We start from the raw sequence: 24102 nt of genomic DNA, 5'->3' as shown, positions 1-24102 counted from the left end.
CCTGTCGATCAGATCGAGATACGGCCCTCGACCGCGGCGAGGCCGATGTCGCTGCGGAAGTGTCCGCCCGGCAGGGTGATCTCGTGCAGGCGCGCGTACGCGTCCTCGCGGGCCTCGGTGAGGTCGGCGCCGACACCGACGACACTCAGGACGCGGCCGCCGGCGGAGACGATCGCGCCGTCCTCGCGGGTCTTGGTGCCGGCGTGCAGGACACGGTCGGCCTCGGACCCGGTGACGACGTCACCGGTGCGCGGGGTGGCCGGGTAGTTCTCGGCGGCCAGGACGACGGTGACCGCGGACCCGTCCTGCCACTGCAGCGGTTCGACCGAGGCGAGGGTGCCGGTCGCGGCCGCGTTCAGGACCTCGCCGAGCGGGGACTCGAGCAGTGCCAGCACGGCCTGAGTCTCGGGGTCACCGAAGCGGCAGTTGAACTCGACGACGGCGGGACCGTTCTTGCCCATCGCCAGGCCCGCGTACAGCAGACCGGTGAACGGGCAACCGCGCTTCACCATCTCGGCGGCGACGGGCTTGCACACCTCGTCGACGATCTGTGTGACGGCGTCCGCGGGCAGCCACGGCAGCGGCGTGTAGGCGCCCATGCCGCCGGTGTTGGGGCCGGTGTCGCCGTCACCGACACGCTTGTGGTCCTGCGCGGGCAGCAACGGGACGACGGTGTCGCCGTCGACCAGGCAGAACAGGGACACCTCGGGGCCGTCGAGGAACGATTCGAGCAGCACCGGATGCCCCACCTCAAGGCATTCCGCGGCGTGTTCGCGGGCGGCGGCCCGATCGGTGGTGACGACGACACCCTTGCCGGCGGCCAGGCCGTCGTCCTTGACGACCCAGTTGGGGCCGAAGCGGTCGAGGGCGGCATCGAGGTCGGCCGGGTTGTCGACGACCTCGCTGTGCGCGGTGCGGACACCGGCGGCGGCCATGACGTCCTTCGCGAACGCCTTCGACCCCTCGATGCGGGCGGCCGCGGCGGACGGACCGAAGCAGGCGATGCCCGCGGCCCGGACCGCGTCGGCGACACCGAGGACCAGCGGCACCTCGGGGCCGATGACGACGAGGTCGGCAGCCTGCGCCTTCGCGAGAGCGACGACGGCGTCACCGGACGCGACATCGACCGCGTGGGTTTCGGCGATGCGGGCGATTCCGGCGTTGCCGGGGGCACACATCAGCTTGTCGACGCCCGGGTCGCGGGCGAGGGCCAACAGGAGGGCATGTTCACGGGCTCCGGAGCCGATCACGAGTACGCGCACGGGTGTCAGCCTACGGCCCGGAGGCCCCCGCCTCGACCACCCCCTCACCCCACGTCAGTACGGGGCGACGACACCGGCGATGGGCATGTTTCCGCCGAGCGCGACCCGGAAGTCGACCATGGCCCGCTGCAGGTGGTCGGGGCTGGTGACGACGACGGCGCCGGTCGCGCCGCGCTGCTCGAGGATCGTGCTGGTGTTGGCCGCGTTCTCGACGGTGGATCGTGACGTCCCTTCCTCGGTGATCCGGATACCGGGGACACCGTGGGCCTCGAGCCACTGTCGCATGGCGCGGGCCTCGGTGACCCCGGACTGCGGCACCCCACCGGAGACGACGATCGGTGTGATCGGAAAACGTTGTGCCAGTTGCAGTGCCGCCTCCAGCCGGGATTCGAGGACGGGTCGCATGGTGCCGTCGGGGAACAGGCCGGCCCCGAGGACGACGATGTTGGTGGTGAACGGGTTGAGGGCGAGCATCACCGGGACCTGGGACGTGAGCGTCTCGAGTTTCGTGCACGAGACGATCAGGTCACGGCTCGCGGTCTGGCAGCCGCCGACCATCGAGAGCACCCCGTTGACGAGCGTGGTCGGCGACAGGGCGTCGACGACGTCGAGCGACGATTCGGCGTGCGCCGGACCGGGCAGGGCCAGGCCCATCACCGCGGCCGCGGCGGCGGACGACACGAGGACACGAACACGACGCGAAGAAATTACGGACACAGCACACTTCCCTGGGTGGTAGTAGTGGTCCCCCCGACCGAATGTGGCGATCGTCACCCAGTGTTACCGAAAGAAGCGCCCCTGTCCTCCGATCCGTGATTTTCCGCGGGGACCGCGCACACCTCCGATGTCCGGCCGTCACGCCGGGCCCCACCGGAGCCGACGAGCCACCTATCCTCGCGGTATGCCTTCAGTGTTCAGCGCCATCATCGCCGGTGACCTGCCGGGACGCTTCGTCTGGGAGGACGACGACGTCGTCGCCTTCCTGACCATCGCTCCCCTGACCCAGGGCCACACCCTCGTGGTCCCGCGGCAGGAGGTCGACCAGTGGCAGGACGTGGACGATCGACTGTTCGACAAGTGCACCGCGGTGTCCCGGACGATCGCGCGGGCCGTCCGGCAGGCGTTCGACGCGCCGCGCGCCGGGTTCCTGATCGCGGGCCTCGAGGTGCCGCACCTGCACATGCACGTGTTCCCCGCCTACAGCATGGGCAACTTCGACGTCTCGAAGGCGGACCCGACCCCGTCGCCGGAGTCGATGGACGAGGCCGCCGACAAGATCAAGACCGCGCTGCGGGATCTCGGCCACGGCGAGTTCGTCCCCGCCTGACCGGCGTCACCCGACCGGTCCCGTACGCGGCAGTCGCACCCGGAACGTCGCACCCGCTCCGGGTGCGCTGTCGACGGTGACGGTGCCGTGGTGGCCCGCGACGATGGCCGACACGATCGACAACCCCAGGCCGGACCCACCGCTCGCGCGGGTGCGGGAGTCGTCGGTGCGGTAGAAGCGTTCGAACACGCGGGCCGCGTCGTCGGCACCGAGTCCCGGACCGGTGTCGGCGACGTCGAGGACGGCGTCCGCGCCGTCGGTACCCACCCGCACCGTCACCTCCGCATCCGGTGGGGTGTGCTCGAGCGCGTTCCCGATCAGGTTGCCGACCACCTGCCGCAGCCGGGCATCGTCCCCGATCACATCGGCGGGATCCGAATCGGGCAGGAACTCCACCATGATTCGCCGGTGCGGGGCCAGGGCGCGGGCGTCGTGGACGGCGTCGACCGCGATCGCCAGCAGATCGACGGGCACCCGATCGAGCGGCCGCTGCGCGTCCATCCGGGCGAGCAGCAACAGGTCTTCGACGAGCAGCCCCATCCGGGTGGCCTGGTCCTCGATCCGGCGCACCACCATGTCGGTGTCGGTGGACGCCCCCTGCCGGTACAGTTCCGCGAACCCGCGGATCGTCGCGAGCGGGGTGCGCAGTTCGTGGCCGGCGTCGGCGACGAAGCGGCGCATACGTTCCTCGGACCGGCGCGCCGACTCCTCCGATGCGGCCGTCGCCGCGAACGCGGCCTGGATCTGCGCGAGCATCCCGTTGAGCGCGGACGACAGCCGTCCTACCTCGGTGCGCTGGTCACGTTCGGGTACCCGCCGGTGCAGGTCGCCGGCCGCGATCGCCGCGGCGGTCTCCTCCACCTCCCGCAGCGGACGCAGGCTGCGTCGCACCACGAGGTAGGTGCCGAAGCCGAGGGCGACGAGCACCACCGACCCGATCACGATCTGCAGCACGACGAGTCGGCCCACCGTCTCGTCGATGTCGGTGAGCCGGACCGCGACCGTCGTCGTACCGGCCGGCGTGGCGACCGTCAGTTCGCGCCATCGCGGCCCGTCCCCGCCGACGGATCCCACCGTGACCGGTCCGGGTTCCGACACGATTTCCGGTGCCGCATCACCTTTTTCGTCGTACACCTGGATTCGCAGCGCACCGTCCGGATCCGTGATCCGCACGTAGAACGGGCTGGGCGGCCGGTTCGGTCCGGGGGCCGTCAACGGTGGCGCGGTGCGCGGGTCCTGCGGTTTGGCCCACCCGTGCGCGGCGTCCGCCAACTGCCGATCCGTCCGGTCCAGCAGCGAGCGTTCCATCGCCGACGTCACGGCGATCCCGGAGGCCAGCAGTCCGACCACGGCCAGCAGGAGCAGCGCGGCGACGAGCGTGATCCGCAACGGCAGTGTGCGCAGACGAGTCATCGCGGATGCCCTACCGGGGTTCGCGCATCACGTAGCCGACGCCGCGCAGCGTGTGGATCAGCCGGGGTTCGGTGGTGTCGACCTTGCGACGCAGATAGGAGACGTACGACTCGACGACGCCGACCTCGCCACCGAAGTCGTAGCGCCACACGTGGTCGAGGATGCGGGGCTTGCTCAGCACGGTGCCCGCATTGACCACGAAATACCGCAGCAGCGTGAATTCGGTGGGCGACAACGACACCGGCTCGCCGGCCTTCCACACCTCGCGGGTGTCGTCGTCGAGTTCGATGTCCGCGAACCGCACGCGCGACGGCTGCCCGTCCGCCTCGCCGTGGCCGACGCGCCGCAGGATCACCCGCAGCCGGGCGACCACCTCCTCGAGGCTGAACGGCTTGGTGACGTAGTCGTCGGCGCCGATGGTCAGCCCGGCCACCTTGTCCTCCACCGCATCTCGCGCGGTGAGGAACAGCACCGGTGCGGTGACCCCGTCGGCGCGCAGTCGACGCAGCATCCCGAACCCGTCCATGCCCGGCATCATGACGTCGAGGATCAACGCGTCGGGGCGGAACGAGCGCGCCTTGTCGAGTCCCTCCGCGCCGTCCGCGGCGGTCTCGACCGCGAATCCCTGGAAACGCAGACTCACCGACAGCAGTTCGACGAGTGTCGGTTCGTCGTCGACGATGAGGATCCGGGCCTGCGGTATGTCGTTCACCCCACCAGAGTCTTCCACCGGCCTGGCCCCGAGCTGGGGGTTTCCTGGGAGGTTTCTGTGAATCCCGATTCGGGTACGCTCGTGCCAGTCGATCGACACCCGGACGAGCGCACCGTACCCGGCCAGCGACAAGACGGTGCTGTGGGAGTTGACTCGTCATGGCCTGGATCGTTCTCGTCCTGTCCGGCATCCTCGAGGCCGTGTGGGCCACCGCCCTCGGCCGGTCCGCCGGATTCACCCGCCTCGCCCCCTCGATCGTGTTCGGTGTCGGCCTGCTGCTGAGCATGGCCGGGCTCGCGTACGCGATGCGCACCCTGCCGACCGGAACGTCGTACGCGGTGTGGGTCGGGATCGGCGCATCCCTGACGGTCGCCTTCGCGATGCTCACCGGCACCGAGTCGGCGTCGATCGTGAAGATCGCACTGATCCTCGGCATCGTCGGCTGCGTGATCGGGCTCAAGGCGTTGCACTGACCTCGCCCACCGACCGGGTGCCCCGATTATGTGTGTGGTGCGGGTTACAGTGAGCGCATGAACCTGGTGTCCGCGATCACCACGCCGATCCGTGTCGGCCTCGCCGTCACCGATGCCGCGCTCGGCATCGCCGAGACCGCGCTGACGACGACCCGGCTGGCGCTGTCGAGCAGCGCGGTCACCAGCATGAGTGCGGCGACGCTCGCCAACCCGCGGGGACCACTGCAGTTGATGCAGCAGCTCGCGGCGATGGCGTCCGACGACCGCCCACTCGGCCTGGCACTCGCCCCGGGCGGGCCGTTGGACCGGCTGCTGGCACCGGGTGGTGTCGTCGACAAGCTGACGTCGGAGGGCGGCACCCTCGAGCGACTGTTCGAGCCCGGCGGCCCGCTCGAGCGGGTCCTCGCGCCGGGCGGCCCGCTGGATCGGGTGCTCGCCGAGGACGGGCCCCTCGACCGGGTCCTCGCCCCGAACGGCCCGCTCGAACGCCTGCTCACCCCCGGCGGTCTGCTCGACCGGCTCACCGCAGAGGACGGCCCCCTCGAGCGGCTCACCGCGGAGGACGGGGCCGTCGAACGGCTCACCGCGAAGGACGGCATCGTCGACAAGGCGCTCGCCGAGAACGGCATCCTCGACACCCTGCTCGCCGAGAACGGCGCGTTCGAGCGGCTCATCGCCGAGGGCGGCCCGCTCGACCAGATCGTGGCCCTGTCGGAGACGCTGACGGCGGTGGCGCCGAACCTGCAACGCCTGAGCAACAGCGTCGACCTGCTGCAGGACACCGTCGGAATCCTCAGTGCCGCAGTCGGTCCGCTCGGCGACCTCGCCGGACGCCTGCCCGGACGCTGGCTCAAGAGCGGCGGACGCGGACCGGACCTGTCACTCGGGCCGGCCTGAGCCGCCGGACTCCCCCGCCGGCCGCACCCGGATGTGGGCGCGTTCGCCCTGCGTGCCGAACAGGCCCAGGAACTCGACGGGTTCGGGTCCGGCGGCACCGAACCAGTGCGGCAGTCGGGTGTCGAATTCGGCGACCTCGCCGGGTGTCAGCACCAGATCCCGCTCGCCGAGGACGAGCCGCAGCCGGCCGTTCAGGACGTACAGCCACTCGTAGCCCTCGTGGACCCGCAGGTCCGGTTCCTGGGGTCGTGTGACGCCAGGCAGCACCTGCTTGTAGGCCTGGATGCCGCCGGGCCGGCGGGTGAGCGGCACGATCGTCCGGCCGCCGTGGGTGATCGGCTCGAGATGGATCCGCGGGTCCCCCGTCGGCGGTGCCCCGACGAGTTCGTCGAGCGGCACCCCGTAGGCCCGCGCGAGCGGCAGCAGCAGCTCCAGGTTCGGTTTGCGCTGCCCCGATTCGAGCCGGGACAGCGTGCTCACCGAGATCCCGGTGTCGGCGGACAGGTCCGCGAGCGTCACACCCCGCTGCTGCCGCAGCGCGCGCAGTCGCGGCCCGACCGCACCCAGGATCCGGTTCGTGTCGTCGGCGTCGTCCATCACACCAGCTTGCCACTTCGGCAATATTTCTTGCCAGATTCCACGGACCGTCGGCAGGGTGGTGGCCGGACGAGAGAAGGGACGACACATGAGCGATCGACTGTCGGAGAACTACGACGTCGTGGTGATCGGCGGCGGCGCCGCGGGACTCGAGGGCGCTCTGATGCTGGCCCGGTCGCGGCGATCGGTGCTGGTGATCGACGCGGGTGAACCGCGCAACGCGCCCGCGTCCGGTGTGCACGGATTCCTCACCCGGGACGGGCTGGCGCCCGCCGACCTGACCGCGATCGGCCGCGACGAGGTGCGCCGCTACGGCGGGCACGTCGTCGACGCGGCCGCCACCGACGTCCGCCGCACCGGCGACGGATTCACGGTGACCCTCACCGGCGACCGGGCGGTGCGCGCCCGCCGCGTGCTCGTCGCGACCGGCCTGACCGACGAACTCCCCGACGTCCCCGGCCTGCGGGACCGCTGGGGCCGCGACGTGCTGCACTGCCCGTACTGCCACGGCTGGGAGATCTCCGACGCACCTGTCGGCGTGCTGGCCACCGGACCGATGTCGGTGCACCAGGCGCTGATGTTCCGGCAGTGGAGCGACGACGTGATCCTGTTGCGGCACACCGGACCCGAACTGTCCGCCGAGGACCTCGAACGGCTCGAGGCGCGCAGCGTCCGGGTCGTCGACGGCCGGGTGGCGTCGCTGCTCGTCGCCGACGACCGGCTCACCGGGGTGCGTCTGGCCGACGGCACCGTCGTCGATCGGCGGGCCCTCGTCGTGGCACCGCGGTTCGTCGCGAACCTCGACGGGCTCACGTCGCTGGGCCTGGACACCGAGGTCGAACCGATGTCCGGGGGCCGATACGTCCCGACCGACGCGTTCGGCGCGACGAAGGTGCCCGGCGTGTGGGCCGCCGGCAACGTCACCGACATCAAGGCGCAGGTGATGGGGTCTGCTGCCGGCGCCGCACTGGCCGCCGTCGCGATCAACAGCGACCTGATCGCCGAGGACACCGACCTCGCCGTGACCGCACTACGGTCCCGGAACCCGAAGGGATACAACTGATGACCGAACTTCCCGAGATCCTCGACCGCGAGTTCTGGAACGAGCGCTACCGCTCGAGCCACCGCCTGTGGAGCGGCAACCCCAACTCCACTCTGGTGACCGAGGCGACGGGGCTGACGCCCGGAACCGCCCTCGACGTCGGCTGCGGTGAGGGCGCCGACGCGATCTGGCTCGCCCGCCAGGGGTGGACGGTGCACGGCATCGACCTGTCGAGCGTGGCGATCGACCGGGCCGCCGAACACGCCGCCGAGGCCGGCGACCTGGCCGGCCGGGTGACGTGGGAGGCGGCGGACCTGCTCGCGTGGGGTCCGGACGCCGACCGGTACGACCTGGTGACGTCGCAGTACGTGCACCTGCCGTCCGGGCAGCGCGAGGTGCTGTTCACCCGCCTCGCGGACCTCGTCGCGCCGGGCGGCACGCTGCTGATCGTCGGGCACCACCCGTCCGACCTGGACACCGAAGTCCCTCGACCACCCCGTCCGGAGCTGTTCTTCACCCCGGACGAGGTTGTGGCACTGCTCGATTCGGTCGAGTGGGCCGTCGACACGGCCACGGCCACATCGCGCACCGTGATGCACGGCGACCACGAGGTGACGATCCACGACACCGTGGTGCGGGCTCACCGCACCCGCTGACGGGCTACGACGCCGCGCGCACCGGCCACACTGCCGGTGCCGCGGCGGGGTGCGCCCACAGTCCCCGGCGCTGCAGGATCGGGAGCACGCCCTCCCCGAACCAGTAGGCCTCCTCGAGGTGCGGGGCACCCGACAGCACGAACTCGTCGACGCCCGCAGCGCGGTACTCCTCGACGAGGGCCGCGACCTCGGCGTGGCTGCCGACCAGTGCGGTGCCGGCACCGCCCCGGACCAGGCCGACACCGCTCCACAGGCCGGGGTGGATCTCGAGGGCGCGGGCGTCGCCGGAAGCCGTGCCGCCGTGCAGCTCCCGCATCAGCCGCTGCCCCTCGGCTTCGCTGGACGCCATCCCGGCCTGCGCGCGGGCGACGTCGGCGGGATCCATCTCGTCCTGCAGTGCCTGTGCCTGCGCCCACGCCTGCGCCGACGTGTCCCGACTGATCACGTGCAGACGCACCCCGAAGCGGAGGGTGCGGCCGTGTTCGGCGGCCGCGGCCCGTACCCGGGCGATCTTGGCGGCCACCGCCGCCGGCGGTTCCCCCCACGTGAGGTACACGTCAGCGTGCCGTCCCGCGACCGGCAGCGCAGCCGCCGACGAGCCGCCGAAGTACACCGTCGGTGCCGTCTCGGGCACCTCGTCGAGCCGCGCCCCTTCGACTCGAATGTGCTTGCCGTGGAGGTCGACTCGTTCACCTCGCCACAGTCCACGCACCACCGACAGGAACTCGTCGGTGCGGCGGTAGCGTTCGTCCTTGTCGAGGAAGTCGCCGTACGCGCGCTGCTCGACGCTCTCTCCACCGGTCACGACGTTGATCAGTAGTCGGCCGTTCGAATGCTGCTGGTAGGCGGTCGCCATCTGCGCGGCGAGCGTCGGGGAGAGTGCGTCCGGCCGGAACGCGACCAGAAACTTGAGCCGTTCGGTGGTGGCGGCGAGCATCGCGGTGGTGACCCACGGGTCGACGCACTGCAGTCCGGCCGGCGTCAACGCGCCCTCGAAGCCGAGTTGTTCCGCGGACCGGGCGATCTGGCCGAGGTACGCGAGGGTCGCGGGCCGGTCGGCGGCCGACGCCCGCAGGTCGGCGCCGTGGCCGCCGCCGACGATCGAGCGGCTGTCACCGGAGGTGGGCAGGAACCAGTGGAAAGACAGGGGCGCAACAGACATGACGATGCCTTCGGGGTGTCGTGAGAATGCGGGAAGCGATGCGGAACACGCCGATTCACCGCGGTGATCGGCGTCGATCAGCTACGACAGCGCAGGGCCCCGACCCGGCACAGATCCACGTACAGCCGCCAGCTGTGCCACACAGTGCGCAGCACGGGCGGCTGCGGGGCACTGATCGGCGTCATTGCTGGGCTCCTGAAGTACGGGTGCGGGTAACCGGGGACGATACCTCACACCCGTGGCCGACAGCACGCACGGGAATCGAGACTGGAGCCCCCTGTCGGGATTGAACCGACGACCTTTCGCTTACAAGGCGAGTGCTCTACCACTGAGCTAAGGAGGCAGTTGGGCGCGCTCATCATATCCATAGCCGAATTCGGGTGTGTAACCGTGCCATGACCGCCTGTTGTGACTAGCGTTGTCGCATGCGCATCTCGGAGATCGCCACTGTCCTCGCGTGGCACGACGCCTTCAACGATTCGGACATCGAGACGCTGCTCGCGCTGTCGAGCGACGACATCGAGATCGGCGGTGCCGAGGGGGCCGCGCAGGGCCTGGCGGCGCTGCGGGAATGGGCCGGTTCGGCGGGGCTTACGCTGGTGCCCGGCCGGATGTTCGTGCACGACGGCGTCGTGGTGGTCGAGGAACGGGCGACGGTAAACCCCGACGAGGCGGTCGAGGCGGTCGAGGCCACGAACGTCGCCACCGCTTTCCGGGTGGTGCACGATCAGGTGACTGCGGTATTCCAGCACGACACACTCGCATCGGCACTGGAGGCCACCGATCTCACGGAGAAGGATCTCGTCACCGACATCTGACGTGCGCCGGTTCGCGGCGTCACTCGGCAGTCTGGTCAAGGACCGCCGGGCGACCGCGGACGCGGTCACAGCGGCGCCGACCCCGCTGCAGCCGATCGACCTCACCGACGACGCGCGGGTCGCGGAGGTACTGGATCTGGCGGTGCGGATCGGGGATCTGCTGCTGGCGTCGGGCACGTCCGCGGTGGACACCGCGACGCAGGTGCGGTTCGTGGCCGCGACATACGGTCTGGCGCAGTGCGACGTGGATGTCACCTACAACTCGATCGTCCTGTCCGCGCATCGTGGACCGTTGATCCCGCCGGCGAGCACGATGCGGATCGTGCACTACCGGTCGATGGATTTCACCCGGCTCGCGGCCGCCGACCGACTGACCCGCCGGATCCGGCTCGAGGCGATCACCCCGGGGCAGGCGCACGCCGCGCTCGACGCGATCGTGTCGGCACCCCACCCGTACAGCCGGTGGGTCGCGACGGTGGGCTGGGCGGGTCTGGCTGCGGCGGTGGCGGTGCTGCTCGGCGGCGGGCCGCTGATCACGGTCGTCGCGTTCCTCACGACCGTCGTGATCGACCGGGTCAACCGGGTCCTCAACCGACTCGGGCTACCGTACTTCTTCCAGCAGGTCGTCGGCGGACTCATCGCTGCGGCCCCCGCCACCGCGCTGTACACCGTCCAGGATCAACTGGGGGTGGTGATCCGTCCGTCGCTGATCATCGCGGCCGGTGTCGTGGTGCTGCTGTCCGGGCTGTCCCTGGTGGGTTCGGTGCAGGATGCCATCACCGGTGCACCGATCACGGCGTCCGCCCGCTTCTTCGAGGTGCTGATGATGACCGGCGGCATCATCGCCGGTGTCGCGATGTCGCTGCGACTCGCGGGTGCCCTCGGCGCGAATCTGCCGGTGATCAGCAATGCCGCGCCCCCGGACATCACCCAACTGCCGGCGAAGGTGGTCGCGGGTGCGCTGGCATCGATGTTCTTCGCGATGGCGTGTTACGCGGAACGTCGTGCCCTGACCGCCGCCGGACTGGGTGGCGCCGCGGGGCTGTTGTTCTTCGTGCTGGCGGAGAGTGCGGGGGTGGGTCCGGTGATCTCGTCGGCGATCGCGGCGACCGTCGTCGGCTTCGCGGGTGGTCTGATGGCGCGTCGCGCACTGACGCCACCGCTGGTGGTCGCGGTCGCCGGGATCACGCCGTTGCTCCCCGGCCTGGCGCTGTACCGCGGCCTGTACGCGCTGCTCAACGACGAGATGCTGCTCGGCCTGTCCGCGCTGCTGGCGGCGTTCGGTGTCGGGTGTGCACTCGCGGCCGGTGTCACGCTCGGCGAGTGGGGCGCCCGGACGTTGCGCCGCCCGCCACGGCTGCGGCGAGGCGGCGTGGGACGCCGGAACACGACGCTGCGCCGCCCGAAATTCGGACGACGCAGCGTGGTGACGAACACGTCTCTGCCCGCATCCGGGGAGGGCGGCACCCGGTAGCGGACCGGGAGTTACCGACCGGCGTTCTTCTGGTCCTGTTCCATGGCCTCGCGCAGGCTCTTCGGACGCATGTCGGTCCAGTTCTTCTCGACGTAGTCGACGCACGCCTGACGCGAATCCTCACCGAACACGATCTTCCAGCCCTGCGGGACCTCGGAGAACGTCGGCCACAGCGAGTGCTGGTCCTCGTCGTTGACCAGCACGTAGAAGCGGCCGTCTTCGTCGTCGAACGGATTGGTGCTCATCTAACCTCGCTTGTCGCGCTACGGGTTGTCTGTGATCAGCCTAGCAAGGTGACCGACGATATCCGGTCGTGCGGGAACCGAACGGTGAATCTGTTGCCACGATTCGGCGACATCCGAGGACATTCACGGACATTCGCGGAATACGACGCGACACGGGCACCGCGGTCGGTCCGTCGGATCACTCGTCGCGGCGGCGTTCCCGATCGGCGACCGACGCCAGCAACGCCGGCAGGGCGCGCGCCCACGCCGTCACCGATTCCCGGTCGAGGGTGCCGGTGGAGAACTCGAAGTAGCCGCGGACCGGGCCCGGCCCGGCCGGATCGAAGAACCCGAACGTCAACTCCGTGGCCGGCAAGCCGACCGGGACCGATGCGACACCGTCGACCGGAACCGCGAAGGCGTCGACGGGCAGCGACTCGTGCCGCACCAGCACGACCTGCGGATAGCGCCGTTCGGATCCGCGTCCGGGCAGGTCCGCGGCCACGTCGGCGAATCCGATGTCCCGGTGGTCGAGCGCTGCGACGTTCGCCGCATGCACCCGGGTGAGGATCTCCTCGAAATCGGGGTGCCCCCCGATGTCGGTGCGCGACACGACGACATTGAAGAAGCAGCCGACCATCCGGGTGAGCACGTCCTCGTCCCGGCCCGCGGCGAACACACCGATCGGGATGTCGCTGCCGGCGCCGTGCCGGGACAGCAGGGTCACCAGCGCCGCCTGCAGAATCGTGGACAGGTCGGTTCCCACTCGACGCGCCAGATGCTCGACGCCCTCGTGGACCGTGGCGTCGATCTCGATCGGCACCATCCGTCGGCGCGGTTCCCGCACCCCCGCCGGGGCCGGCAGATGCAGCCGGGACGGCATGCCCGCCAACCGTTTCCGCCAGAACGCCGACTGCCGCGCATATCTGCTGTCGGGGTCGCCGGGATCGCCGAGCCGGGCGCACTGCCAACGTGCGTAGTCCGCGTACTGCACGTCGAGTGGCTCCCACCGCGGTGCGCGGCCGTCGATGCGGGCGGCGTACGCGGTGAGCAGATCGCCGAGCAGCGGTGCCACCGACCCCTCGTCCACGGCCAGGTGGTGCATCGTCAGCAGCAGTGCCTGGCGGCGGGCGTCGTCGCGCACGACGTGGACCCGCAGCGGCGCCTCCTCCGTCAGGTCGATCCGCAGTTGCGCCAGTTCGTAGGCGCGCCGGTCGAGGTCGTCGCCGCCGACCTCGATCACGTCGACGCCCGGCCGTGCACCGGACGACACGAACGTCTCCGCACCGTCCGGCGTGAACACCGTGTGCAACGGCGCGTGCCGGTCGACGACGTCGTCGAGGGCACGGGTCAGCACGTCCACGTCGATCGGGTCACGCAGGCGCACCACGAGCGCGTGATCCGCGCGCGCGGACGATCCCGCGGCCCGGTGCCGGAGCCAGTGCAGTCGCTGCGCCGGCGACAACACCGCGGTGCCGTCGTCCGTTCCGATCAGTTCCGGCTCCCCCGAAACGAATTCGAGTTTCCCGATCGGGGACACCGGGTCCCCCAGGAACCGGGAGACGAACGCCACCAGCCGATCCTGATGCCGCAGCAGGTCCCGTCGCCGCCCCGCCGGGGCCCGCAGATCGATACGGATCGGTTCCCCGGGTGCGCCGCTGTGGACGGTGAACGCGAGATCGTCGACCGGTCCGGTGACCACGTCCCGGATCCGGGCACGGTGGTCGCCGAAACGCAGTGTCCTGCTCTCCGTCATCGAGCCGATACTCGGACCGAACACCCGGCGTCCGGGTGCCATTTCCCGCACGAGAGCGTCGACGGGGAACCGTCCGTGGCGCAACACTTCCGTCAACCGGGTGTCGATCGCGTGTGCGAGATCGCCGACGGTGGTGTCCGGGTCCACCCGGAACGTCACCGGCAGCACCGTCGACACCGTGCCGGGGGTGCGGTGCATCGCACCACCGACCCGCGCCGGCACGGGCACCGACACCGTGACGTCCCGCCGGCCGGTGCTGTGGTGCAGGTAGGCGATCAGCAGCGCCATCGGCACGCGCGCCCGACGGATCCCCACCGCGGCCGCGAACTCGGCGAGCGCGTCCGCGATGGCCGATTCGATCTCGACGGTCGTCGACTCCGCCGGTGCGGACGCATCGGTGGCGGCCCGGCAGAGCCTCGGCGGTTCCGGGGTCGCCGCGATCTCGGTGATCCAGAAGCCTCGGTCGGCTGCGAACCGCGGCGACGACCGGTACTCGCGGTCGGCGTCGACGAGTGCCGCCAGCGACCAGTCCTTCGACGGTGACGCAAGATTCGGGTCCCCGTAGCGGGCCGCGACATCCGCGACGATCAGGGACATGCCGGCTGCGTCGACGACCGCCTCGTGATACCGCTGATACCAGAGGACACGGTCGTCGGCGACGCGGACGACCGCGTGCGCGAACAGCGGGTCACCACCGGTGACGTCGACGACGGCGGCCCGGTCGTCGTCCGTCCACCGCTGCGCCGCCGCATCCGGGTCGTCGGCGCCGCGCACATCGACCACCGCGGGCCGCCACGTGGTCATCGCGTCCCGGGACACCGGAACCTGACGCCACGTGCCGTCGGCGCCGGCCCGCAGTCGCACGTGCAGTGCCTCCGTGCGGAGCACGGTCCGCCGGATCGCGTCGGCCAGTCGATCCGGATCGACCGGCCCGGCGATCTCGACGACGAGGGCACGGGTGGTGACGGCGGCGGGTGCCGCAACCGGCCGGGTCGTGAGAACCGTGGCCTGCGCCGCGGTGACCGGCAACGCCACGACCGACTCGTCGGAGGTACGCACGGTCGGCGCGTGGTCTCGGTCGTCCCTCGTGGTACGCATACGCTCGTCAGCCGGCGAGGAAGTCCAGCACGACCTTGTTCACGGCCTCGGGACGTTCGAGGTAACCGTAATGTCCGGCGTCGGGGATCTCCTGGTAGTCCGCGCCCGGGATCGCGTCGGCAACCTCCTGGGACAGGTACGCGGGAATCATCCGGTCGTCGGCGAATCCGACGGACAGGCACGGCCGGGTGATACCCCGGTAGGCGTGGGCCCGGTCGAAGTCCCGGTCCATCGCCAACTGCGCCCGCACCCCCGCGGACGTCTTGCCGGTAGAGAACTCGAACACGTCGAGCCAGTCGCGGGCCGCATGCTGGTCGGCCAGCGTGGCCGGCGACAGATTCATCACCGCGGTGACCGCGGCCCGGTACTTCGCCGGCAACGTCACACCGGAATCCTCGAGCGCCCGCTCCCCCTCGTTGAGAGTGCGCTGGAACTGGTCCATCCGGGCATGACCGGCCAGGAAGACGGCCTTGCGCACCAGATCCGGGCGGGCGAGCGCCAACTCCTGCGCCACCTGCGCCCCCATCGACGTCCCCACCACATACGCGGGACCACCGAGCAGTTCGATCAGGCCCGCCGTGTCCGCCACCATCGCCTCGATCGTGATCCCGCCGACGCTCTCCCCGGACGGGGCGATACCGCGGTTGTCGAAGGTGCACACCCGGTAGCCTGCCGCCACCAACGCCGGAACCTGATGCAGGTCCCACACCCGGCCGGGACTCCCGGTGCCCATGATCAGCACGACGAGGTCGCCCTCACCCTTGACCTGGTAGTTCAGAGGGATTCCGTTGACGGTCGCGATGGGCATGACGTCACCGTACCGTGCAGACCGGCCCGATCCGGTCAGTGGTTCCGGCCGCGTTTCGCTACCCGTGCATCGCGCCGAGTTCGATGCACAGCACCCCGGCGACGATGAGGCCGATCCCGATCATCATCACGCGGGTGAGGGGTTCGCGGAACAGGACGCGCGACGCGAGCGCGATGATCGCGACACCGGCGGCCGACCAGATTCCGTAGGCGACGCCGATCGTCATGCCGCGGTCGAGGGCGAGGCTGAGGAGGGTGAACGCGGCGAGGTATCCGGCGGCGGTGACGCCGTACCAGGTGGTGCGCCCGGTGTGCACGGCCGTGCGCAGCGCGAGGGTGCCGACGACCTCGGTGAGGATCGCGCCGATCAGGAAGAGCCACATCATGCGGCGACCTCCCGGCCCTCGGCCGAATCATCGCCGGTCGCATCGTCGTGTGCCGACGAGGATCCGAGCTCGACGCACAGGACGCCCGCGATGACGAGCGCGATACCCACCCCCATGAGTGCGGTGAGGGGGTCGCCGAACAGCACGGTCGCGAGGACTGCGGTGAGCGCGACCCCGGTCGCTCCCCAGATGCCGTAGGCCACGCCGATCCCCATGCCCGACCGCAACGCGAACGACAGTGCGGTGAACGCCCCCAGGTAGCCGACGACCACGACCGCGTACCAACCGGTGTGGTCGAGTGCCGCCCGCAGCGACAGCGTCGCCGCGACCTCGAGTCCGATCGCCGCGGACAACAGCAACCACTTGTTCATCGCACAAACTTTACCGTCCGGCTGGTACAGCTCCGCTGGTGACGCGGCCTGCCGCCTACTCTTGACCCATGCCCTCGTCGACCCGGCGTCACTCCCTTCTGTCGTGGGCCCGTTTTCTTCCGCTGCTCCTGGTACCGCTGCTGCTGCTCGCAGGGACCTTCCCCGGCGAGTACCGGGTGCCCGGCTGGTACTGGGTGACCGCATTCGCGGCCGCAGCGACGTTCCTGGTCGGGGGTCGACGCCCGCTGCCGGTCTCGCTCGTGCTGTCCGCGCTCGCGGCGGTGATGTTCACCGAGCATGCGTGGGGTCTGGCCGGTCTGGTCCCCTATCTCGGTGCGATCGGGGTGGGCGAGGTGGCGATGCGGTCCCGTCGCGCCGCACCGGTGATCGTGGCGACAGCAGGTTGGACGGGTTCGGTGCTCCTCGGGCTCGCCTCCGAAACCTATGCGACGTTCTGGCGTCCGGCGACCGCCGTCGAGACGCTCGCGGTCGTCGGACTGCCCCTGCTGCTCGGCCTCTATCTGCGGGCGCAACGTGACCTCGCCGCCACCTATGCGGCGCGGGCCGCGGAGGCCGAGTCCCGCCGGGCGGGTGAGGCGGCGCGCGCCCGCGCCGACGAGCGCAGCGCACTGGCCCGGGAACTCCACGATCTGGTGGCGCACCACATGGCGTCGATCGTGCTTCGGATCGGCGTCGCCCGGCACGTGGTGGCGGAGGCCGACCCGCGGGTCCGCAGTGTGTTCGACGACGTCCACGCCACCGCGTCGGGGGCGCTGTCGGACATCCGGCGGCTGCTGGTGGCGCTGCGGGATCCCGCGTTGGGTGAGGTCGCGCTCGTCGAGGCCGGTGCGGTACCGGACGAGATCGCCGCCGCCGTCGACCGCACCCGCGCGGCCGGGTTCACCGTCGACGTCCGGGTCGATCCGGACCTCGGCCGACTCGACGCGATCGGCCGGCTCACCCTGCTGCGGGTGGTGCAGGAGTCGCTGACCAACACCATGAAACACGCCGACCCGGACGGGGCGGTGACGGTGGCGGTGACCCGGCGCGACGGCGGTGTCGCGGTGCGCGTCACCAACCGGCGACCGGCCGGTGCGGAACCGAACATAGAGGGGCACGGCCTGATCGGGATGGCCGAGCGGGTGACGCTCGCCGGTGGCCGGCTCGACGTCACCGCCGACGGAGACTGGCGGGTGGACGCGTGGCTGCCCGCCGAAACGGACACGGAGGAGCAGGGATGATCCGAGTGATCGTCGTCGACGACCAGCGGCTGGTGCGGGCCGGCCTGCGCATGCTGTGCGAATCCACCGACGACATCGAGGTTCTCGGCGAGGGCGGCAGCGGTGTCGACGCGATCCGGCTGGCCGCCGAGTTGTCCCCGGACGTGATCCTCATGGACCTGCGGATGCCCGGCATGGACGGTATCGAGGCCACCCGCCGACTCCGGGGCGCGAGGTCCGCGTCGAAGGTGCTGGTGCTCACCACATTCGACGACGACGAGCATCTGTTCCCCGCGCTCGCGGCCGGAGCCGACGGGTTCCTCGTCAAGGACACCGCCCCGACCGACCTGCTCGACGCGATCCGCCGCGTCGCCGCCGGCGACCTGCCGTTCTCCCCCGACGTCCTGCGCCGTCTCGTCGATCGGGCCGCCGACCCCGGCGCCCCACCGACCACCGAACCATCCTATGCCGCACCGGAATTGACGCCCCGCGAGGTCGAGGTGCTCGCCCTGGTCGGGGACGGTCTGGGCAATCAGGAGATCGCCGACCGCCTGCACCTCGGGGTGTCGACTGTCAAGTCCCATGTCGCGAACCTCATGGACAAGACCGGGTGCGACAACCGGGTGCGGTTGGCGGTGTACGCCTTCCGGCGCGGACGTCAGTGACCGCCGTGGCCGCCACCACCGTGGCCCGCACCCGACATCGGTGACGAGGACATCGGCATGTCCATTCCCGGCATGTCCATCGTCATCGGCGCGGGTTCCTGCCCCGGCGCGAGCACCAGGAACTGGCCCATCATGCCCTGGTCCTCGTGCAGCATCAGATGGCAGTGGTACATGTACGGGTACGTCGGATCGGTGTACTCGGTGAAGCGCAGCACCAGTCGGACCTCGGAGCCGGGCGCGACGTAGACGGTGTCCTTCCAGCCTGCCAGCACCGGTGGCGGTGCCGCCCCGTCGATGTCGAGAATCCGGAACTGGGTGTCGTGGACGTGGAAGTTGTGCGGCCAGTTGTCGGCGTTGCGGACCGTCCACACCTCGGTGGTGTCGACGGTGGGCGTGAAGTCGATACGGTTCATGTCCATCCGCTCGCCGTTGATCATGAACCACTGCAGTTCGAAGTCGCGGCGGGCGACGACGTCCGACACGTCCGGCCGCGGCAGCGTCGCGAGGACGGCCGGTAGGGCCTCGGACCGCTCGAGGCGGGCGCCGGGCCGCAACTCGAGGACGTCGAAGGAGTCGGTGAGCCCGTACTGCGCGGCCTCGCCACGGGCGACCCCGGCCAGGTCGTCGAACGGGAAGGCCCGCAACATCATCGACTTTCCAGGGCGGACCGCGACGACGATCTCGGCCCGTTCGCCCGGGCTGAGCGCGATGCGGGTCGTCCGGGCCGGCTCGGCGAGCAGGCCGCCGTCGCTCGCGATCATCGTGAACTCCTCGCCGCCGTCGAATCCGAGGTTGTACATGCGGCCGCCGGAACCGTTGAGGATCCGCAGTCGCACCAACTCGGTGCGCACCGGCAGGTAGGCGTCGGCGATACCGTTGGTGACGATCGTGTCGCCGAGCAGTCCCACATCGGTGGGATCGGATTCGTCGAGGGTGCCGTCGGTGGTGAACCGGCGGTCCTGCACGACGAGCGGGACGTCGTCGACACCGTAGGTGCGGGGCAGGTTCGACGCAGCGGACTCGTCGTCGTCGACCAGGAACATCCCGGCCAGCCCGCGGTACGCGTGCTTCTCCGTGGAGCCGTGCGGATGCGGGTGGTACCAGAGGGTCGCGGCGGGCTGGTTCACCGTCCACGACGGCTCCCAGCGGCCACCCGGTTCGATGTTCTGGTGCGGGCCGCCGTCGAAACGGGCCGGGACGTGGACGCCGTGCCAGTGCACGGTGGTGATCTCCGGGAGCGCGTTGTCGATGGTGAAGGCGACCGTCTCGCCGCGGCGGGCCCGGATCGTCGGCCCCAGCACCGACCCGTTGAAACCCCACGTCGGGGTGCGAGTGCCGCGCAGCATCTCGGTGGTCCCGGCGGCCGCGGTGAGCGTGAAGTGCCGGACCCCGGACGCGTCGACGGTCGACTCCGCGAGCGGCGGGACCGGCAGGGGCCGACGCCCCGGCGTGCCGGACATTGCTGCGGTCGGCACCGTATTCGGTTGTCCCGTAGCGCATCCCGCTGCCAGTGTGATCGGGGCGGCGACCAGCCCGAGCAGGAAGGTGCGCCGCGAGAGGTGGGTCCGGGGCAGCCGGGGTCGAGACTGGGTGTTCACGATGTTCCTCGCACGATTCGACGACGGTCGGTCGTGTTCGAGTCTTCGCGGAACCGGCACGGTCGGCGTCCACCCGGAGGCCGGAGGTCGCGCGACGAAAATCCGCCGCGCGACCCTTGTGCCGGGACGCCGGCCGTGGTATCAGCGCGTGAACGTCAGCGTCGCCTCGGGTGAGGCGTTGCCGTACGCGTCGACGGCGACGACCTTCGCCTCGTACTCGCCGGTCGCTGCGTCGGGCATCGGGACGTCGAGGTGGTCGGGGCGCGGCACGAACGCGAAGTCCGACAGCACCTTCGACGAGACGACCTTCGCGCCGGTCGCCGTGTCGGCGATCTCGACACGGTAGTGGTACACCATCTGGTCGTCCCGGGCCTGCGCGATCCGCAGCGACAGCGCGCCGTCCAGCCCGGTCACCGTCGACAGCGGTGTCGGGGAGGCGAATTCGGGGGCCACCGTGTTCCGCGCCGCCGCCGTGTACCGGAAGTTGTCCTTGATCTCCCGGCTCGTGGCGCCGTCGAGGGTCACCGTCCAGCTCGGCCCGCTCAGGGTGCCGGCGCTCGAGTACGGCGGCTGCCAGCTCGCCGACCACTGTCCGCCCGTGTAGATGTCGTGCCGGTCGGCGGCCATGTTGACCCGGCTGATCTCGGTGCGGCCGGCGTACACCTCGACGAACAGGGCCTGCGCGGTGGGCGCCTCGAACCGGTTCGCCAGCCCGGTCTCGGTGACCATCTGGAAGCCCTTGTCGAACTCGATGTACGACATCGAGCCGTCGTTGACGGAGGTGAAGTCCTTCTGGTGGATCGCCCGGTCGTCGAAGTTGTTCAGGTGCGAGTGCCCGGAGAAGTAGATCGCCTGCGGGAACGCCTTCAGGTCCTCGGCCAGCCGCGGATTCGACGCCTGCTGTCCGTCCATCGTGGTGCCCACCGTCGGGCGGTGGCCCTGCACGAGGATCGGCGCCCCGACGTTCGCGGCGGCGAGTTCCGCGAGCCGGCCCTTCAGCCAGTCGCGCTGCGCGGTGTCCCCGTTGTACGTCTCGGTGTTGACAGTGAAGACGTGTACACCACTGACCTCCGACTCGTAGTAGCCGCCACCGGAATCCGGGAACCACGCCTGCGGGTAGCCGGCTCGGACGTCGGCCAGTTTCGCGTCGTGGTTGCCGAACGACATGAGCACCTGAGTGTCCGTCATGCCCTTGCGCGCCAACTGTTCCTGGAACACCTGCGCGACGATCTTGTGGTCCGGCCCCTTGCCGTCGCCGTTGTCGTTGATCATGTCGCCGTTGGACAGGATCGCATCGGGCTTCGGGAAGATCGAGCCGATCGTGTCGAAGAAGCTCTCGTACTTCCGGATGTTCGACTCGTACCCGCCGATGTGCACGTCCGACATGACGACAAGTTGCGCGATCGGCTTCTCGGCCGTCTTGATCAGGTAGCCGACCGATACCGGCACGCTCTGCCGCTCACCCCGGAACGCGGCGACGGTGACGTTGGTGTCACGGTCGATGCGGACCGGACGCCGCGGATCGAACGCAGGACTGCTCACGGTCGGGGTGCTGCCGTCGAGGGTGTACCGGGCCGTCGCGCCGCGCTCGACGTCGAACGTCAGATCCACGGGATGCTCGTAGCGGCCACCGGGGACGCTCACCGCCGGGGTCGCCGGCGCGGCACCGTTGTCGGTGTCGCCGCCACCGTCCCCACCGCCGTTGTCCCCGGAGCTGCCCCACGCGGCGCCCAGGCTTCCCGCGCTGCCCAGACCCGGGGCTGCGTGCGCCACCCCCGGAGCGACGAGTGCAGCGGCCACGGCGGCGATCACCAGTGTCTTACGTTTCACGAGCAGTCCTTGTCTCCCTGGGATTCCAGACCGTTCCCGAAATTGGTCTGGGCCAATGAAGCTAGGGAGCGCGGACGAGCAGCAGGCACTCTCCGGCGGGCGTCGGGGTGAAGACCGGGTGAACTTCCCCGCAGGAGCCGCCCGTCTCGGTGCATCCGACACTGCCACCGCCGCACAGCCACTACCCTGCCAGACGAATCCGCGTGCGGCACGGCACCGTTCGCAGCCTTCACCACCTGCGAAGACCCATGACTCCGACCCGTACCGCGTTCGTTCGAGCGGCCGCCCTGTGCGCGGTCCCGGTCACCCCGGCGACGGGTGCCGGCGTCACGCTCGACGTGGATCTGCGGAACAGACAGGAGCGCCGGGACGATCCGGCCCGTCCCACGCCACCCGACGCAGACTGCCCGGTCTTCTTCCGTGCTGTCCCGCCTCGACCCCGGTGTGAGTGGCGCCGACCGGGGCGGTTCTCATAGAGTCGCAGTCAGGAACTACCTGCGGATAAACCGCAGCAAGCCCGGAAGGAACATGATGGCCGCGAAGACGACCGCCGAGAACGATATCGCGGACGAGGAACTCGAGCCCGTAGCCGACGAGACGGCCCGGCAGGCACAGCGCGTCGTCGCTGCGTACGCCACCGACGCCGACGAGTGCCGCATGCTGCTCGCGATGCTGGGCATCGACCCGGTCGCCTAGTTCGTCCGACCTCACCCGTATCGGTTCGACAGAGAGAAGAGCAGGAATCCGTGACCGCGCCCTCGGAGTCATCACAACGTCCGGGGGAATCCGCCGTCACGGAATCCGGTGAGCACACCGACTCCGAGAACGCAGGGGATGCCGGTTCGCGGTTCGTCGTCGTCGCCAACCGGCTGCCCGTCGATCTCGAGAAACTGCCCGACGGTACGACCCGCTGGAAGCGCAGTCCCGGCGGGCTCGTCACCGCACTCGAACCGATCCTGCGCAACAACAGGGGCGCCTGGGTGGGGTGGCCCGGCGTTCCCGACGTCGACCTCGACCCGATCGTCGAGGACGGCCTCGACCTCTACCCGGTGCCGCTGAGCGAGCGGGAAGTCGCCGACTACTACGAGGGCTTCTCCAACGCCACCCTGTGGCCGCTGTACCACGACGTCATCGTCAAACCGGAGTACCGGCGCGAATGGTGGAACGCGTACGTCGAGGTGAACCGCCGGTTCGCCGAGGCCACCTCGAAGGCCGCTGCACAGGGCGCCACCGTCTGGATCCAGGACTACCAGTTGCAGCTGGTGCCGAAGATGCTGCGGATGCTCCGCCCCGATCTCACGATCGGGTTCTTCCTGCACATCCCGTTCCCGCCGGTCGAGTTGTTCATGCAGATGCCGTGGCGACGCGAGATCGTCGAGGGCCTGCTCGGCGCCGACCTCATCGGCTTCCACCTGCCCGGCGGTGCCCAGAACTTCATGTTCCTCGCCCGCCGCCTCGCCGGCCAGCAGACCTCCCGCGGCACCGTCGGTGTCCGCTCCAAACTCGGTGTCGTCCAGGTCGGGTTCCGCACCGTCCGGGTGGGCGCGTTCCCCATCTCCATCGACTCCGGGCAGCTCGACGAGATGTCCCGCCGCAAGTCGATCAAGGACCGCGCCAAACAGATTCGCAAGGAACTCGGCAACCCGAAGCATGTCATGCTGGGCGTCGACCGCCTCGACTACACCAAGGGCATCGACGTCCGCCTCGACGCCCTCTACGAACTCCTCGAGGAGGGACGCGTCGACCCGGCCGAGACGGTCATGGTCCAGCTCGCCACCCCGAGCCGCGAACGCGTCGAGAGCTACGTGCAGATGCGCGGCGCCATCGAGCAGACCGTCAGCCGCATCAACGGCGAGTACGCCGAGGTGGGCCGTCCCGTCGTGCACTACATCCACCGACCCATCGGCCGGGACGAGTTGATCGCGTTCTTCGCGGCCTCCGACGTCATGCTCGTGACCCCGCTGCGCGACGGCATGAACCTCGTCGCCAAGGAGTACGTGGCCTCCCGCAGCGACCTCGGTGGCGCCCTGCTGCTGAGCGAATTCACCGGCGCTTCAGCCGAACTCCGTCAAGCGTTCCTGTGCAACCCGCACGATCTCGAGGACGTCAAGGACAAGATGGAGGCCGCGCTGTACCAGAACCGGGAGGACGGCCGACGCCACATGCGCGCCCTACGCCGGCAGGTGCTCGCGCACGACGTCGACCGCTGGGCCCGGTCCTTCCTCGACGCTCTCGGACAGCAGGGGATCGCCGGATCGGCGCTGCTACCCGCAGACGACGAGTACATCGAACAGGACTGACGCAGAACGGCTTC

General features: G+C 70.2%; 24 protein-coding genes, 1 tRNA gene and 1 riboswitch. Of the genes, 11 read left to right on the top strand and 14 right to left on the bottom strand.

Translation table 11 applies throughout. The features are described from left to right. Window positions 1–8: 8 nt before the first annotated feature. On the bottom strand, window positions 9–1262 hold the full coding sequence (gene purD / locus E0497_RS02875) for a phosphoribosylamine--glycine ligase (protein WP_137723279.1): 1254 nt from the start codon (window positions 1260–1262) through the stop codon (window positions 9–11). A gap of 54 nt (window positions 1263–1316) precedes the next feature. After that, a complete protein-coding gene (locus E0497_RS02870) occupies window positions 1317–1916 on the bottom strand; it encodes a YdcF family protein (protein ID WP_137723557.1) in 600 nt (199 codons plus the stop codon). Window positions 1917–2163: 247 nt separating this feature from the next. On the opposite strand from E0497_RS02870, the gene E0497_RS02865 reads away from it, so the two are divergent. Continuing rightward, window positions 2164–2589 carry an HIT family protein gene (locus E0497_RS02865; protein ID WP_137723278.1) on the top strand — a complete coding sequence of 142 codons (426 nt, stop codon included), beginning with the start codon at window positions 2164–2166 and terminating at the stop codon, window positions 2587–2589. A gap of 6 nt (window positions 2590–2595) precedes the next feature. Here E0497_RS02865 and E0497_RS02860 read toward each other — a convergent pair whose 3' ends face one another. Next, window positions 2596–4002: a sensor histidine kinase gene (locus tag E0497_RS02860; protein ID WP_137723277.1), complete on the bottom strand. Its 1407-nt coding sequence runs from the start codon at window positions 4000–4002 to the stop codon at window positions 2596–2598. Between the two features lie 10 nt (window positions 4003–4012). Beyond that, window positions 4013–4714: a response regulator transcription factor gene (locus E0497_RS02855; protein WP_137723276.1), complete on the bottom strand. Its 702-nt coding sequence runs from the start codon at window positions 4712–4714 to the stop codon at window positions 4013–4015. A gap of 82 nt (window positions 4715–4796) precedes the next feature. Next, a riboswitch (guanidine-III (ykkC-III) riboswitch) is annotated at window positions 4797–4857 on the top strand. Between the two features lie 15 nt (window positions 4858–4872). On the opposite strand from E0497_RS02855, the gene E0497_RS02850 reads away from it, so the two are divergent. Then, on the top strand, window positions 4873–5187 hold the full coding sequence (locus E0497_RS02850) for a DMT family transporter (RefSeq protein WP_137723275.1): 315 nt from the start codon (window positions 4873–4875) through the stop codon (window positions 5185–5187). Window positions 5188–5244: 57 nt separating this feature from the next. Further along, window positions 5245–6084 carry an ABC transporter gene (locus tag E0497_RS02845; RefSeq protein WP_137723274.1) on the top strand — a complete coding sequence of 280 codons (840 nt, stop codon included), beginning with the start codon at window positions 5245–5247 and terminating at the stop codon, window positions 6082–6084. On the opposite strand, the gene E0497_RS02840 is transcribed toward E0497_RS02845, so the two are convergent. Beyond that, on the bottom strand, window positions 6067–6681 hold the full coding sequence (locus E0497_RS02840; RefSeq protein ID WP_137723273.1) for a helix-turn-helix domain-containing protein: 615 nt from the start codon (window positions 6679–6681) through the stop codon (window positions 6067–6069). The genes E0497_RS02845 and E0497_RS02840 overlap by 18 nt on opposite strands. Window positions 6682–6769: 88 nt before the next feature. On the opposite strand from E0497_RS02840, the gene E0497_RS02835 reads away from it, so the two are divergent. Together E0497_RS02835 and E0497_RS02830 are read left to right on the top strand one after the other, a co-directional pair. Beyond that, a complete protein-coding gene (locus E0497_RS02835; protein WP_137723272.1) occupies window positions 6770–7744 on the top strand; it encodes an NAD(P)/FAD-dependent oxidoreductase in 975 nt (324 codons plus the stop codon). Next, complete coding sequence (locus E0497_RS02830) at window positions 7744–8379, top strand: SAM-dependent methyltransferase (protein ID WP_137723271.1); 636 nt, start codon at window positions 7744–7746, stop codon at window positions 8377–8379. The genes E0497_RS02835 and E0497_RS02830 overlap by 1 nt, the downstream gene beginning before the upstream one ends. 4 nt (window positions 8380–8383) lie before the next feature. On the opposite strand, the gene E0497_RS02825 is transcribed toward E0497_RS02830, so the two are convergent. Together E0497_RS02825 and E0497_RS02820 are read right to left on the bottom strand one after the other, a co-directional pair. Then, on the bottom strand, window positions 8384–9541 hold the full coding sequence (locus E0497_RS02825; RefSeq protein WP_137723270.1) for an LLM class flavin-dependent oxidoreductase: 1158 nt from the start codon (window positions 9539–9541) through the stop codon (window positions 8384–8386). 268 nt (window positions 9542–9809) lie between these two features. Then, window positions 9810–9884 (bottom strand) — tRNA-Thr (locus tag E0497_RS02820). 82 nt (window positions 9885–9966) lie between these two features. On the opposite strand from E0497_RS02820, the gene E0497_RS02815 reads away from it, so the two are divergent. Together E0497_RS02815 and E0497_RS02810 are read left to right on the top strand one after the other, a co-directional pair. Next, on the top strand, window positions 9967–10359 hold the full coding sequence (locus E0497_RS02815; RefSeq protein ID WP_137723269.1) for a nuclear transport factor 2 family protein: 393 nt from the start codon (window positions 9967–9969) through the stop codon (window positions 10357–10359). Between the two features lies 1 nt (window position 10360). Next, window positions 10361–11833 (top strand): threonine/serine exporter family protein, encoded by a 1473-nt coding sequence (locus E0497_RS02810; protein ID WP_137723268.1) that lies wholly within the window; start codon window positions 10361–10363, stop codon window positions 11831–11833. An 11-nt stretch (window positions 11834–11844) separates the two neighbouring features. Here the strand turns inward: E0497_RS02810 and E0497_RS02805 are convergent, their stop codons facing one another. The 5 genes from E0497_RS02805 to E0497_RS02785 form a co-directional block, all read right to left on the bottom strand. Beyond that, entirely contained in the window at window positions 11845–12078 is a 234-nt protein-coding gene (locus tag E0497_RS02805; RefSeq protein WP_137723267.1) for an MbtH family protein, read from the bottom strand. Between the two features lie 178 nt (window positions 12079–12256). Further along, on the bottom strand, window positions 12257–14911 hold the full coding sequence (locus tag E0497_RS02800; protein ID WP_137723266.1) for a condensation domain-containing protein: 2655 nt from the start codon (window positions 14909–14911) through the stop codon (window positions 12257–12259). A gap of 7 nt (window positions 14912–14918) precedes the next feature. Beyond that, entirely contained in the window at window positions 14919–15719 is an 801-nt protein-coding gene (locus E0497_RS02795) for an alpha/beta fold hydrolase (protein WP_137723265.1), read from the bottom strand. A 58-nt stretch (window positions 15720–15777) separates the two neighbouring features. Further along, complete coding sequence (locus E0497_RS02790) at window positions 15778–16104, bottom strand: DMT family transporter (protein WP_137723264.1); 327 nt, start codon at window positions 16102–16104, stop codon at window positions 15778–15780. After that, on the bottom strand, window positions 16101–16475 hold the full coding sequence (locus tag E0497_RS02785) for a DMT family transporter (protein WP_137723263.1): 375 nt from the start codon (window positions 16473–16475) through the stop codon (window positions 16101–16103). The genes E0497_RS02790 and E0497_RS02785 overlap by 4 nt, the downstream gene beginning before the upstream one ends. 68 nt (window positions 16476–16543) lie before the next feature. Between E0497_RS02785 and E0497_RS02780 the strand changes: the two genes are divergently transcribed. After that, a complete protein-coding gene (locus tag E0497_RS02780) occupies window positions 16544–17716 on the top strand; it encodes a sensor histidine kinase (RefSeq protein WP_137723262.1) in 1173 nt (390 codons plus the stop codon). Continuing rightward, a complete protein-coding gene (locus E0497_RS02775; protein WP_137723261.1) occupies window positions 17713–18360 on the top strand; it encodes a response regulator in 648 nt (215 codons plus the stop codon). Before E0497_RS02780 ends, E0497_RS02775 begins: the two co-directional genes overlap by 4 nt. Here the strand turns inward: E0497_RS02775 and E0497_RS02770 are convergent. Then, entirely contained in the window at window positions 18354–19835 is a 1482-nt protein-coding gene (locus tag E0497_RS02770; RefSeq protein WP_241665678.1) for a multicopper oxidase family protein, read from the bottom strand. The genes E0497_RS02775 and E0497_RS02770 overlap by 7 nt on opposite strands. 264 nt (window positions 19836–20099) lie before the next feature. Next, entirely contained in the window at window positions 20100–21788 is a 1689-nt protein-coding gene (locus E0497_RS02765; RefSeq protein ID WP_170312849.1) for a metallophosphoesterase, read from the bottom strand. Between the two features lie 531 nt (window positions 21789–22319). Between E0497_RS02765 and E0497_RS20580 the strand changes: the two genes are divergently transcribed. Continuing rightward, complete coding sequence (locus E0497_RS20580) at window positions 22320–22484, top strand: hypothetical protein (RefSeq protein ID WP_170312848.1); 165 nt, start codon at window positions 22320–22322, stop codon at window positions 22482–22484. A gap of 50 nt (window positions 22485–22534) precedes the next feature. Continuing rightward, window positions 22535–24088 (top strand): alpha,alpha-trehalose-phosphate synthase (UDP-forming), encoded by a 1554-nt coding sequence (locus tag E0497_RS02760; RefSeq protein WP_137723260.1) that lies wholly within the window; start codon window positions 22535–22537, stop codon window positions 24086–24088. Window positions 24089–24102: the final 14 nt, after the last annotated feature.

The sequence above is a fragment of the Prescottella subtropica genome, from assembly GCF_005434945.1.
Lineage (GTDB): Bacteria > Actinomycetota > Actinomycetes > Mycobacteriales > Mycobacteriaceae > Prescottella > Prescottella subtropica.
This window is presented reverse-complemented; position numbering and strand designations above follow the sequence as displayed.

Coding starts and splice junctions, on each gene's coding strand:
- E0497_RS02870 (WP_137723557.1), bottom strand. CDS start 1,916: ATGGGCCTGGCCCTGCCCGGTCCGGCGCACGCCGAATCGTCGCTCGAC.
- E0497_RS02825 (WP_137723270.1), bottom strand. CDS start 9,541: ATGTCTGTTGCGCCCCTGTCTTTCCACTGGTTCCTGCCCACCTCCGGT.
- E0497_RS02860 (WP_137723277.1), bottom strand. CDS start 4,002: ATGACTCGTCTGCGCACACTGCCGTTGCGGATCACGCTCGTCGCCGCG.
- E0497_RS02830 (WP_137723271.1), top strand. CDS start 7,744: ATGACCGAACTTCCCGAGATCCTCGACCGCGAGTTCTGGAACGAGCGC.
- E0497_RS02795 (WP_137723265.1), bottom strand. CDS start 15,719: ATGCCCATCGCGACCGTCAACGGAATCCCTCTGAACTACCAGGTCAAG.
- E0497_RS02780 (WP_137723262.1), top strand. CDS start 16,544: ATGCCCTCGTCGACCCGGCGTCACTCCCTTCTGTCGTGGGCCCGTTTT.
- E0497_RS02840 (WP_137723273.1), bottom strand. CDS start 6,681: ATGGACGACGCCGACGACACGAACCGGATCCTGGGTGCGGTCGGGCCG.
- E0497_RS02800 (WP_137723266.1), bottom strand. CDS start 14,911: ATGCGTACCACGAGGGACGACCGAGACCACGCGCCGACCGTGCGTACC.
- E0497_RS02785 (WP_137723263.1), bottom strand. CDS start 16,475: ATGAACAAGTGGTTGCTGTTGTCCGCGGCGATCGGACTCGAGGTCGCG.
- E0497_RS02865 (WP_137723278.1), top strand. CDS start 2,164: ATGCCTTCAGTGTTCAGCGCCATCATCGCCGGTGACCTGCCGGGACGC.
- E0497_RS20580 (WP_170312848.1), top strand. CDS start 22,320: ATGGCCGCGAAGACGACCGCCGAGAACGATATCGCGGACGAGGAACTC.
- E0497_RS02775 (WP_137723261.1), top strand. CDS start 17,713: ATGATCCGAGTGATCGTCGTCGACGACCAGCGGCTGGTGCGGGCCGGC.
- E0497_RS02845 (WP_137723274.1), top strand. CDS start 5,245: ATGAACCTGGTGTCCGCGATCACCACGCCGATCCGTGTCGGCCTCGCC.
- E0497_RS02835 (WP_137723272.1), top strand. CDS start 6,770: ATGAGCGATCGACTGTCGGAGAACTACGACGTCGTGGTGATCGGCGGC.
- E0497_RS02790 (WP_137723264.1), bottom strand. CDS start 16,104: ATGATGTGGCTCTTCCTGATCGGCGCGATCCTCACCGAGGTCGTCGGC.
- E0497_RS02805 (WP_137723267.1), bottom strand. CDS start 12,078: ATGAGCACCAATCCGTTCGACGACGAAGACGGCCGCTTCTACGTGCTG.
- E0497_RS02815 (WP_137723269.1), top strand. CDS start 9,967: ATGCGCATCTCGGAGATCGCCACTGTCCTCGCGTGGCACGACGCCTTC.
- E0497_RS02850 (WP_137723275.1), top strand. CDS start 4,873: ATGGCCTGGATCGTTCTCGTCCTGTCCGGCATCCTCGAGGCCGTGTGG.